Source organism: Rhodovulum sp. FJ3 (genome assembly GCF_032918305.1).
Classification (GTDB): Bacteria; Pseudomonadota; Alphaproteobacteria; order Rhodobacterales; family Rhodobacteraceae; genus SAT37.
Genome location: NZ_JAWJUU010000001.1, coordinates 408,910 through 420,236, shown reverse-complemented (window position 1 = coordinate 420,236; position 11,327 = coordinate 408,910). Strand labels below are relative to the sequence as shown.

The 11,327-nt window shown below is 62.1% G+C and carries 10 protein-coding genes; 9 read left to right on the top strand and 1 reads right to left on the bottom strand.

Translation table 11 applies throughout. The annotated features are described in order from the left end of the window. Positions 1–76: 76 nt before the first annotated feature. From R1W00_RS02040 to recN, 9 genes are all read left to right on the top strand, one after another. Entirely contained in the window at positions 77–253 is a 177-nt protein-coding gene (locus R1W00_RS02040; RefSeq protein ID WP_317261047.1) for a hypothetical protein, read from the top strand. Beyond that, positions 243–1,175 carry a UDP-N-acetylmuramate dehydrogenase gene (gene murB, locus R1W00_RS02035; RefSeq protein WP_317261046.1) on the top strand — a complete coding sequence of 311 codons (933 nt, stop codon included), beginning with the start codon at positions 243–245 and terminating at the stop codon, positions 1,173–1,175. The genes R1W00_RS02040 and murB overlap by 11 nt, the downstream gene beginning before the upstream one ends. Before the next feature lie 42 nt (positions 1,176–1,217). After that, entirely contained in the window at positions 1,218–2,141 is a 924-nt protein-coding gene (locus tag R1W00_RS02030; RefSeq protein ID WP_317261045.1) for a D-alanine--D-alanine ligase, read from the top strand. Then, positions 2,129–3,049 (top strand): cell division protein FtsQ/DivIB, encoded by a 921-nt coding sequence (locus R1W00_RS02025; RefSeq protein WP_317261044.1) that lies wholly within the window; start codon positions 2,129–2,131, stop codon positions 3,047–3,049. The genes R1W00_RS02030 and R1W00_RS02025 overlap by 13 nt, the downstream gene beginning before the upstream one ends. Continuing rightward, positions 3,046–4,380, top strand: a complete 1,335-nt coding sequence (gene ftsA, locus R1W00_RS02020; protein WP_317261043.1) for a cell division protein FtsA — start codon at positions 3,046–3,048, stop codon at positions 4,378–4,380. Before R1W00_RS02025 ends, ftsA begins: the two co-directional genes overlap by 4 nt. A 178-nt stretch (positions 4,381–4,558) precedes the next feature. Further along, a complete protein-coding gene (gene ftsZ, locus R1W00_RS02015; RefSeq protein WP_317261042.1) occupies positions 4,559–6,142 on the top strand; it encodes a cell division protein FtsZ in 1,584 nt (527 codons plus the stop codon). A 220-nt stretch (positions 6,143–6,362) separates the two neighbouring features. Continuing rightward, complete coding sequence (gene lpxC / locus R1W00_RS02010) at positions 6,363–7,292, top strand: UDP-3-O-acyl-N-acetylglucosamine deacetylase (protein WP_317261041.1); 930 nt, start codon at positions 6,363–6,365, stop codon at positions 7,290–7,292. A 105-nt stretch (positions 7,293–7,397) separates the two neighbouring features. After that, positions 7,398–8,234: an outer membrane protein assembly factor BamD gene (locus R1W00_RS02005; RefSeq protein ID WP_317261040.1), complete on the top strand. Its 837-nt coding sequence runs from the start codon at positions 7,398–7,400 to the stop codon at positions 8,232–8,234. A gap of 26 nt (positions 8,235–8,260) precedes the next feature. After that, the gene (recN, locus tag R1W00_RS02000) at positions 8,261–9,910 is read left to right on the top strand and encodes a DNA repair protein RecN (RefSeq protein WP_317261039.1); all 1,650 of its coding nucleotides are present in this window, start codon (positions 8,261–8,263) and stop codon (positions 9,908–9,910) included. On the opposite strand, the gene R1W00_RS01995 is transcribed toward recN, so the two are convergent. Further along, positions 9,907–11,280 carry an FAD-binding oxidoreductase gene (locus R1W00_RS01995; RefSeq protein ID WP_317261038.1) on the bottom strand — a complete coding sequence of 458 codons (1,374 nt, stop codon included), beginning with the start codon at positions 11,278–11,280 and terminating at the stop codon, positions 9,907–9,909. The two genes, recN and R1W00_RS01995, sit on opposite strands and share 4 nt — an antisense overlap. Between the last annotated feature and the right edge of the window lie 47 nt (positions 11,281–11,327).

Below are 11,327 nucleotides of genomic sequence, written 5' to 3'. Positions count from 1 at the left end.
GATCGCATACGGGTTGTGGGGCGTGTTGCCGGTTCTGGCCTATGTCGCCCTGATGGCAGGGGTTGAGAGGCGGATAATGGCGCCCATCGGCCTGTTTTCTCTTTATTCTCTGGTCACATTTGTGACAGGTATCGCGCTGAACGGAGAGGGCGTGATCAGCCGCACGGGCCTGGCGATCCCTTGGGTCTTGGGTGGATGCATCGTGGCCCTGATGTATTTTGTGGGAACAAAGGCGGGAACAGATGACCGGTGAGATGCCAAGCGTACGCGGAACCCTGACGGCGGATCGACCGCTGAACGATCTGACGTGGCTGCGGGTTGGGGGACCTGCGGATTGGCTGTTCCAACCGGCGGATGTTGCGGATTTGCAGGCGTTTCTGGCGGCATTGCCCGCCGATGTGCCCGTGTTCCCGATGGGGGTTGGCAGCAACCTGATCGTGCGGGACGGGGGCGTGCGCGGCGTGGTGATCCGTCTGGGGCGCGGGTTTAACGGGGTCGACATTGACGGCACGACCGTGACCGCCGGTGCGGCATTGCTGGACGCGATGGTCGCGCGCAAGGCCGCCGAGGCGGGCGTCGATCTGACATTCCTGCGGACAATTCCCGGCAGTCTCGGCGGGGCCTTGCGGATGAACGCGGGGTGCTATGGGACGTACCTGCGCGATGTGTTCGTGTCGGCGCGGATCGTGACGCGGACGGGCGAGTTGATGACCCTCACCGCCGATGACATCGAGTTTGCCTATCGTCAGACCAACATCCCAGAGGGCGCGGTGATTATCGACGTCACCTTGCAGGGCGGAACGGGTGATCCCGACGCCTTGGCCGCGCGGATGCAGGAACAGCTTGATAAACGCGACGCGACCCAACCGACCAAGGATCGCAGTGCGGGATCGACCTTTCGCAATCCGGCGGGGTTCAGTTCCACAGGGCGCGCGGATGATGTCCATGATCTAAAGGCGTGGAAGGTCATTGATGATGCGGGTTTGCGCGGCTTTTCCATCGGTGGCGCGCAGATGTCGGAGATGCATTCGAACTTTATGATCAACACCGGCGGCGCAACGGCGCATGATCTGGAATCACTTGGCGAAGAAGTTCGAAAAAGGGTTTTCCAAAACAGCGGAATAGAACTAGTATGGGAAATCATGCGCGTCGGTGAACCGGCCGCAGAAGAATAATAAGTCCAAGGGTCAAAAATAAGGCCCGGTAACGAGGCACTGATGGTGGGTATGTCGAGCAGGGCAAACCCCAAAGTGGCGGTGATATATGGTGGCCCTTCGTCCGAGCGCGAAGTGTCTCTGGCGTCTGGTCAAGAATGCGCAACCGCACTTGGGGAAGAGGGCTATGAGGTCGTCATGATTGACGCCGGCCCCGACCTATATAACCAGTTGAACGCGGCCGCACCGGATGTGGTCTTTAACGCGCTGCACGGGCGGTGGGGCGAAGACGGCTGTGTGCAGGGCATTCTGGAATGGATGGGTCTGCCCTATACGCATTCGGGCGTTCTGGCCTCGGCCTTGGCGATGGACAAGGAACGCAGCAAGGCCGCCTATCGCGCCGCCGGTCTGCCCGTTGCCGACAGCGGCCTGTTTGACACCGATGAGGTGCGCGCGCGTCACGTGATGACGCCCCCCTATGTCGTGAAACCCTACAACGAGGGCTCGTCCGTGGGTGTGTACCTTGTGATGTCGCCCGATGATGCGCCGCCCCAAGTGTCGGACGACATGCCCGCGCGCGTGATGGTTGAGGCATTTGTGCCCGGTCGTGAACTGACCTGTTCGGTGATGGGGGACCGCGCGATGTCGGTCACCGAAATACTGACCGATGGCTGGTACGACTACGACGCCAAATACAAACCCGGTGGGTCGCGCCATGTGGTGCCCGCCCAAGTCCCGGCCGAGATTTTCGATGCCTGTCTGGAGTATGCCCTGCGCGCGCACAACGCACTGGGCTGTCGCGGGGTCAGCCGGACCGATTTCCGTTGGGACGACCGTAAGGGGTTGGATGGGTTGATCATCCTTGAAACCAACACCCAACCCGGTATGACCGCGACCTCTCTGACGCCCGAACACGCGGCCGAGGTGGGCAAGACATTCCCGCAGCTGTGCCGCTGGATGGTGGAGGACGCGTCATGCAACAGATGACCCGCCGCGCCCCGCGGATTGAACGCCGCACCGACGTCGACACCCCGCCGCGCCGCGATCCCGCGCCGACGCGTTTGGCCTATCGGATGAACCGGCTGTGGCTGACGCCGTTGTTTCGCGCGATGCTGCATGTCGGTCTGCCGGTGTTTCTGATCATCTTTTGCACGGGCCTGTATCTGGCCGATGAGGGACGCCGCGATGGTCTGGTGACATTCGCCCAAGATGTGCGCCGCACCCTGCAGGAACGTCCCGAATTCATGGTCGAGATGATGGCGATCGACGGGGCCTCGCAAGAGGTCGGCGATGACATCCGCGAAATCCTGCCGTTGGATTTCCCGATCAGTTCCTTTGATCTGAACCTAGAGGACATGCGCCGCACGATTTCCGGTCTGGACGCGGTTGCGCGGGCCGAGCTGCACATCCGCGCCGGTGGCGTGCTGCAGATTACGATTGATGAACGCCTGCCCGCCGTTGTCTGGCGTGGGCGCGACGGGTTGGAGTTGCTGGACGTGAACGGGTTGCGGGTGTCGGCCCTTGGGGCGCGCTCGGACCGGCCCGATCTGCCGTTGATCGCGGGCGAGGGCGCCTATGAAAGCGTGCCTGAGGCACTGGATATCCTTGCCGCCGCCAGCCCGATTGAAGACCGCATTCGCGGTTTGGTCCGCGTGGGCGCGCGCCGCTGGGACGTTGTTCTGGATCGTGGGCAGCGCGTGATGCTGCCCGAAACCGGTGCCGTGCGCGCGATGGAACGCGTGATCGCGATGGACAAGGCCGAGGAAATGCTGGCCCGCGATCTGGTGACCGTCGATCTGCGCCAAAGCGACCGACCGACCCTGCGCATGAGCGACGGCGCATTTGAACAGTATAAACAAATAAAAATTATCGAGGCAGGAGTGCTTAGCCGATGACCGATCTGTATCAGTCTCAGCGCGCAATGCGGCGCATGCGGAAACAGGCCATGGATCGGGGCGTTGTCGCCATTCTGGATGTGGGGACCTCGAAAATCGCCTGTCTGGTTCTGCGCTTTGACGGGCCGGAACAGTTCTCGGCGTCCGAGGGCATCACCTCCTTGGCCGGTCAGTCCAGCTTTCGCGTGATTGGCGCCGCGACCACCCGTTCGCGCGGGGTGCGGTTCGGTGAAATCGACGCCATGCAAGAGACCGAGCGCGCCATTCGCACCGCCGTGCAGGCCGCCCAGAAAATGGCGAACGTCCGTGTGGATCACGTTATTGCCGCCTTTAGCGGGGCCCAGCCGCGTTCCTATGGTCTGGACGGGATGATCGAGCTGGAGGAAAACTTCGTCAGCGAAGACGACGTCGCCCGCGTTCTGGCCGCCTGTGACGTGCCCGATTTCGGGGCAGGGCGCGAGGTGCTGCATGCCCAGCCGGTGAACTTTGCGCTCGACAACCGCTCGGGCCTGTCCGATCCGCGTGGTCAGATCGGGAACAAGCTGGCCTGTGATATGCACCTGCTGACCGTTGATGCGCATGTGATCCAGAACCTGCTTTATTGTATCAAACGCTGCGACCTTGAACTGGCCGGTCTGGCCAGCGCGCCTTATGTGTCGGGCGTGTCGTCCTTGGTTGAGGACGAACAGGAACTGGGCGCGGCCTGTGTCGATCTGGGCGGTGGCACGACCAGCCTGTCGATCTTTATCAAAAAGCACATGATCTATGCCGACAGCGTCCGTCTGGGTGGCGATCACGTGACCTCGGACATCTCCAAGGGCCTGCAAGTGTCCCTGTCCACCGCCGAACGGATCAAGACCCTGTTCGGCGGTCTGGTCGCGACCGGCATGGATGACCGCGAGATGATCGAGATCGGGGGCGACACTGGTGATTACGAACACGACCGCCGCACCGTTAGCCGCGCCGAGTTGATCGGTATCATGCGCCCCCGCGTCGAAGAAATTCTGGAAGAAATCCGCGCGCGTCTGGACGCCGCTGGGTTCGACCATCTGCCCAGCCAGAAGATCGTCCTGACCGGTGGCGGCAGCCAGATCCCCGGCCTTGACGGGCTGGCCAGTCGCATCCTGGGCCAACAGGTCCGTCTGGGCCGTCCCCTGCGCGTTCAGGGCCTGCCACAGGCGGCAACGGGGCCTGCGTTTGCCTCGGCTGTTGGGCTGTCCCTGTTCGCGGCGCACCCCCAAGACGAATGGTGGGACTTTGAAATTCCCGCCGAACGTTACCCCGCGCGGTCCCTGAAACGGGCGATCCGGTGGTTCAAGGATAACTGGTAACCGCTATATCCTGTGAAATTGGCGAAATACCGCTGGTCTGGATCAAATTTGATCCAGATTTTGTGGGTTTTTTGCGTTTTTTTAATGACCCCGGCCTGCGCTGGGGTTAGAATCGGTGGAAATATGGTCGCGATGGCGCATGACGCCACCCAACAAACAAAAGCAGGCGGACAGATCAATGACATTGAACCTCACCATGCCCGAGCATGAAGAGTTGAAGCCGCGGATTACCGTATTTGGTGTCGGTGGTGCTGGCGGTAACGCTGTAAACAACATGATTGAAAAACAGCTGGAGGGGGTCGAATTCGTTACGGCGAACACCGACGCACAGGCCCTGCAGCAGTCGGATGCTCCGGCGAAAATCCAGATGGGTGTCAAAGTCACCGAAGGTCTGGGCGCAGGCGCGCGTGCCTCTGTCGGTGCCGCAGCCGCCGAAGAAAGCATCGAGCAGATCGTCGACCATCTGGCCGGTGCGCATATGTGCTTTATCACCGCTGGTATGGGCGGTGGCACGGGGACGGGTGCTGCTCCGATCATCGCACAGGCCGCACGTGAACTGGGCGTTCTGACCGTTGGGGTCGTGACCAAGCCGTTCCAGTTCGAGGGCTCCAAGCGTATGCGTCAGGCCGAAGCAGGCGTCGAAGCCCTGCAAAAGGTTGTTGATACGCTGATCATCATCCCGAACCAGAACCTGTTCCGTCTGGCCAACGAGCGCACGACCTTTACCGAGGCGTTCAGCATGGCCGACGACGTTCTGTACCAAGGCGTCAAAGGCGTGACCGACCTGATGGTTCGTCCGGGCCTGATCAACCTCGACTTTGCCGACGTTCGCGCCGTGATGGACGAAATGGGTAAGGCGATGATGGGCACGGGCGAGGCCGAGGGCGAGGATCGCGCGATCCAAGCCGCCGAAAAGGCCATCGCGAACCCGCTGCTGGATGAGATCAGCCTGCGCGGCGCCAAGGGTGTTCTGATCAACATCACCGGCGGTTACGATCTGACCCTGTTCGAACTGGACGAGGCCGCGAACCGGATCCGCGAAGAGGTCGATCCCGACGCCAACATCATCGTTGGTTCGACGCTTGACCCCGACATGGAAGGCAACATGCGTGTGTCGGTTGTCGCCACCGGTATCGACGCCGTTGAAACCGAGATCGAGGTGCCCGTTGCGCGCCGCCGTCTGGCCGAGCCGCTGGCCCCCGCTGTGGAGCAGCCCGCACCGGTCGCCGAAGCCGCGCCCGAGCCGACCCCCGAACCCGTCGTGGCCGAGGCCCCGACCGCGGAAGAGCCCGCGCTGTTCCCGGGGTTTGAGGCAGAACTGGCCGCCGAAACCGCGATGGAACCGGAGATGGACGATCTGCCGCCGCCGGCCTATCGCCCTGCCGAACCCGCCCCTGCACCCGCGCCCCACATGCTGGAGCAAGAGGCGCAGGATGAGGCGTTTGTCGCCCCCAAACCGCGTCAGCCCGGCACGCCCTCGCCCGAGGCGATGGCCCGTCTGCAGGCCGCAGTCAGCAAGGCCCCCCGCCGTCAGGCCGAGGCACCCCAACCCGCCGCCCGTCCGGCTGCGGCTGATAAGGGTCGTTTCGGGATCGGCTCGCTGATCAACCGGATGTCGGGGCAGGGCGCAGAGCCCGCACGCGGCGCGCCTCAGGGCACCCGCCAACAGCCTCAAGTCCAAGGTTACGCCGAAGACGAAGAGATGGATGCCGAACAAGAGCGCATCGAAATTCCCGCATTTTTGCGTCGTCAGGCCAATTAACCCGACGTAAATCTTGCAAGAAAAGGCCGGGTTCGCCCGGCCTTTTTGTTTTGCAAAACATGGACTTGCGGCGGCGCAGCATCGCGTTGGCAGAATCCCGCCTATCACCGTTACATGTATGTTTCATAACGTTGCAAAGATTGAGTTGAGATTGCGTTAAGCAGTTCGTACCTGTTTCGTGCCGGATAGGGGATGTCCGGTTCTGCTAATCGGGTGAACTTTGCAAACGACGTTGAAATCACATGTTACCTTTACCGGTGTAGGCCTGCACAGTGGCAAACCTGTCACGATGACGGTCCGCCCCGCATCCGCCGAATACGGCATCTGGTTTCAACGCACGGATATCAACGACCGCGACAACATGATCCCCGCACGTTGGGACGCGGTTGGCTTTACCACTCTGTGCACGCAAATCGAAAACGCCGACGGTGTGACCGTGGCCACCATTGAGCACCTGATGGCTGCTCTGGCGGGCTGTGGCATTCACAACGCTCTGGTCGAAATCGACGGGCCTGAGGTTCCGGCATTGGACGGCAGTTCGGCGCAATATGTCCGCGCGTTCATCAACCGCGGTTTTCAGGAACTGGACGCGCCGGTGCGTGCGATTGAAATTCTGAAACCTGTGACGTTCCGTGATGGCGAGGCCGAGGCGACCTTGATGCCCGCGCAATCGCTGGAAATCCAGTTCGAGATCGACTTTCCCGATGCCGCAATCGGCCATCAGGAAAAGCATCTGAACATGGCGAACGGCAGCTTTGTGCGTGAATTGTGTGACAGCCGCACCTTCTGTCGCAAGGTTGATATCGACGTGATGCAGGAACGTGGCCTCGCCCTGGGTGGGGACATCGTGAACAAGGTGAACGCCGTTGTGTTTGACGGCGATCAGGTTCTGTCGCGCGGCGGTCTGCGCCACAGCGATGAACCCGTGCGCCATAAAATGTTGGACGCGCTGGGGGATCTTTACCTTGCCGGTGCACCGATTCTGGGCCGTTACGTGGGTAACCGCGCGGGCCATGCGATCACCAACAAACTGTTGCGGGCGCTGTTTGATACGCCCGACGCCTTCCGCATGGTGACCTGTGATCAGGCCCTTTCGGCGCATCTGCCGGGGGTTGGTGTCAAGGTTGCGGACCTGCGCGCCGTCGCCTGATCTGCGCATTTTGCACCAAAGCCGTTTTGCACCGGATTTTTCTGTGCTAGGACAAGCCTGTCGTCGGAAAACCGACGCATCAGCAGAAGACGAGGTGGGGCTTTCATGGTCGGATACGGGTCGCGCGCACAGCTGGTTTCGGCGCTTGTTGCGGTGATGGTGCTGGCATCTTGCGGAGGGAACACAGAACCCCCGTTGGAAAGCTATACCGCCGAGGAATTGTTCAAACAGGCTGAGTTTGAACTAGAGACATCTCGCCGCGCCGATGACGCCGCCCGCAAATTCGCGGATGTTGAACGTCTGTACCCCTATTCGGAATTCGCCAAACGCGCCTTGATCATGCAGGCCTTTGCCTATCACCGTGACAAGGATTATGAGGCCGCCCGTTCTGCCGCCCAGCGGTACATTGATTTCTACCCTGCGGACGAAGATGCGGCCTATGCGCAATATCTGCTGGCGCTCAGCTATTATGACCAGATCGACCTCGTGGGCCGCGATCAGGGCCTGACGTTTCAGGCGCTACAGGCCCTGCGCACGGTGATCGAACGCTATCCTGATAGCGAATACGCCCGTTCGTCGATTCTGAAGTTCGATCTTGCGTTCAACCATCTGGCCGCCAAGGAAATGGAAATCGGGCGTTACTACCTGCGCCGCGATAACTTTACCGCCGCGATCAACCGGTTCCGTGTTGTGGTCGAGGATTTCCAGACCACGACCCACACCGCCGAGGCGCTTTATCGTTTGATTGAGGCCTACCTGTCGCTGGGCCTGAACCAAGAGGCCCAGACTGCCGGTGCAATCCTTGGCTATAACTTCCAATCGACCGACTGGTACGAGGACGGCTATAACCTGTTGCAGGGTCGCGGCCTTGAACCCGATGCGATTGGCACGGGGTGGTTGGCGACGGTGTACCGTCAGATGATTCAGGGGCAATGGCTCTGATTTTCGCGGGCTTGGGGGCTTAGGCGATGCTGCGCAGTCTCGATATCCGGGATCTGTTGATTATCGACCATCTCGATCTGGGCCTTCAGCCCGGCTTGAACGTGCTGACCGGTGAAACGGGCGCGGGGAAATCCATTTTGCTGGATTCGCTGGGGTTCGTCCTTGGCTGGCGCGGGCGGGCGGAATTGGTCCGTACCGGTGCCGATCAGGGCGAGGTCACAGCGGTCTTTGATCTGCGCGACGGGCATGCCGCGCATCAGGTTCTGGCGGACGCGGGTTTGCCGTCTGGCGACGAACTGATCCTGCGCCGTGTGAACACCGTGGACGGGCGCAAAACCGCATGGGTCAACGATCGCCGTGTCAGTGGCGAGGTCCTGCGCGCGCTATCCGATACGCTGGTCGAACTGCACGGCCAACAGGATGACAAGGGCCTGCTGAACCCGCGGGCGCACCGCGCGATGTTGGACGATTTCGCGGGTGTTACAGACGGTTTGACCGCAACCCGTGCCGCATGGACCGCGTTTTCCCGCACGACCAAAGCACTGGAAACCGCCGAGGCCGAATTGCAGGCCATGCAGGCCGAAGAGGAATTTCTGCGCCACGCCGTTGGGGAATTGGACGCGCTGAACCCCGAACCGGGTGAGGAGCAGGTGTTAGACACCCGCCGCCGCATGATGCAGGCCGCCGACCGTATCCGCGAAGACGTGGCCAAGGCCCTGAACGCGCTGTCCTATGACGGGGCCGAGGGCATGGTGGGCAACGCCCTGCGCTGGCTCGAAGGGGCTGCGGATCAATCCGAGGGCGGGTTGGACGACACCATCGACACGCTGACCCGCGCGTTGCATGAACTGGCCGCCGCCCATCAAGGGGTTGAGGCGTTTCTGGACCGTCTGGATTTCGATCCGGCGGAATTGGAACGGGTCGAGGAGCGCCTGTTTGCGATCCGTGGTCTGGCGCGCAAGCACGGTGTCCTGCCCGATGATCTGGGTGAATTTGCCGAAGGTCTGCGCACCCGCCTGAACCGCCTGGATGCGGGGGCAGGGGACCTTGCCGCGCTGAAACAGGAAAAGGCCCGCGCGTGGACCGCCTATGAGGCCGCCGCCGGTGATCTGTCCGCGCGCCGCAAACAGGCCGCCGCCGATCTGGACCGCGCCATGGCCGCCGAACTGGCCCCGCTCAAGATGGAGCGCGCGGTGTTCGCCACCGACATCACCTCCGCCGATCCGGGGCCCGAGGGCGTGGACGCCGTTCAATTCCGCGTCGCGACAAACCCCGGTGCACCGGCGGGACCGCTGAACAAGATCGCCTCGGGTGGTGAGCTGAGCCGGTTCCTGTTGGCGCTGAAGGTCTGTTTGACCAAGGACGACAGCGGCCTGACGATGATCTTTGACGAGATCGACCGCGGTGTGGGCGGGGCGACCGCCGATGCGGTGGGGCGCCGGTTAGAAGAGCTGGCCAAGGGCGGTCAGGTCTTGGTCGTGACGCATTCGCCGCAGGTTGCCGCGCGCGGGGCCCATCATTGGCGCGTCGAAAAGAACGTCACCGATGGCGTGACCCTGTCGCGGGTTGTGCCCCTGTCGGACGAAGAGCGCGTGGACGAAATCGCCCGCATGGTGTCGGGCGACACGATCACCGATCCGGCCCGTGCAGCCGCGCGCGCCCTGCTGGACGATTAGGCGGGGCGCACGACCTTACCGGGGTTCAGGATGCCCTTGGGGTCCATCGCCGTTTTGATCGCGCCCATCACGTCCCACGCGTCCCCATGTTCGGCGGGCATCAAGGACAGTTTGCCCATGCCCACCCCATGTTCGCCCGTGATCGTGCCCCCAAGGGCCAGCGCGCGTTCCGCCATCCGGTGCGAGACCTCTTTCGCGCGGGTCAGGTCATCGGGGTTCGCGGGATCAAGCAACAGGATCGCGTGGAAATTCCCGTCGCCCACATGGCCCAAGATCGGCCCCTGCAGGCCCGCATCCGCGATGTCCTTTTGGGTCTCCGCGACCGCCTCGGCCAGATGCGAGATCGGCACGCACATGTCGGTCACCACGGCCTTGTATCCGGGGCGGGAGGCGAGGATCGCCCAATAGGCCTTGTGCCGCGCGTCCCACAGGGCATTGCGTTCCTCGGTCTTGGCGGACCATTTGAACCCGTGGCCGCCGAAATCTTCGACCAACTCGCCAAACCGTTCGACTTGTTCCTTGGCCCCCATTTCCGAGCCGTGGAATTCCACCATCAAATGCGGCTGCACCGGCATATCGGTCTTGGAATAGGCGTTGACGGCGGCGACGCTGGCCGCGTCCAGAAATTCGATCCGCGCAATGGGGATGCCCATCTGGATCGTCGCCATAACGGTGTTCACGGCGGTGTCCATGTCGTCAAAGGCACAGACGGCGGCCGAAATCGATTCCGGCTGGCCCTGCAGGCGGACAGTCAGTTCGGTGATGATCGCCAGCGTCCCCTCGGACCCGACCAACAGATGCGTCAGGTCATAGCCCGCGCTGGATTTGCGCGCGCGGGTGCCGGTGCGGATGATGGTTCCGTCCGCCAACACCGCCTCAAGCGCCAGAACGTTTTCGCGCATCGTGCCATAGCGCACGGCGGTGGTGCCACTGGCCCGCGTGGCGGCCATCCCGCCGATCGAGGCATTCGCACCCGGATCGACCGGAAAGAACAGGCCGGTGGTGCGCAACTCGGTATTCAGGTCCTCACGCGTGATGCCCGGTTGGACGACTGCATCCATGTCCTCGGCGTTAATGCTAAGAACCTTGTTCATGCGTGAAAAATCCAGAACGATCCCCCCCTTGATCGCAAGCGCGTGCCCCTCAAGCGACGTGCCCGCACCCCATGCCACAACGGGGCAATCGTTGGCGGCGCAGATTTTGACGATCTCGGACACCTCGGCGGTGGTTTCGGGATAGGCAACGCCCTCGGGTGGGCAATCCGCGAAATAGGTTTCATTCTGGCCATGCGCGGCCAGATCGGACTTGGACAGGGAGAACCGTTCGCCTAATAGTTGGGAAAGGGCGTTCAGTGCGGTGTCATGTGGCATGGTTTTTGTCCGTCCGATTGCGAAGGTTGACCTTTCCTATGCCAGAC

What these genes read in the sequence shown, in the direction of transcription:
- recN (WP_317261039.1), top strand. Translation starts at nt 8,261, where the DNA reads ATGCTGCGCAGTCTCGATATCCGGGATCTGTTGATTATCGACCATCTC.
- R1W00_RS02030 (WP_317261045.1), top strand. Translation starts at nt 1,218, where the DNA reads ATGGTGGGTATGTCGAGCAGGGCAAACCCCAAAGTGGCGGTGATATAT.
- R1W00_RS01995 (WP_317261038.1), bottom strand. Translation starts at nt 11,280, where the DNA reads ATGCCACATGACACCGCACTGAACGCCCTTTCCCAACTATTAGGCGAA.
- ftsA (WP_317261043.1), top strand. Translation starts at nt 3,046, where the DNA reads ATGACCGATCTGTATCAGTCTCAGCGCGCAATGCGGCGCATGCGGAAA.
- murB (WP_317261046.1), top strand. Translation starts at nt 243, where the DNA reads ATGACCGGTGAGATGCCAAGCGTACGCGGAACCCTGACGGCGGATCGA.
- R1W00_RS02025 (WP_317261044.1), top strand. Translation starts at nt 2,129, where the DNA reads ATGCAACAGATGACCCGCCGCGCCCCGCGGATTGAACGCCGCACCGAC.
- R1W00_RS02040 (WP_317261047.1), top strand. Translation starts at nt 77, where the DNA reads ATGGCGCCCATCGGCCTGTTTTCTCTTTATTCTCTGGTCACATTTGTG.
- R1W00_RS02005 (WP_317261040.1), top strand. Translation starts at nt 7,398, where the DNA reads ATGGTCGGATACGGGTCGCGCGCACAGCTGGTTTCGGCGCTTGTTGCG.
- ftsZ (WP_317261042.1), top strand. Translation starts at nt 4,559, where the DNA reads ATGACATTGAACCTCACCATGCCCGAGCATGAAGAGTTGAAGCCGCGG.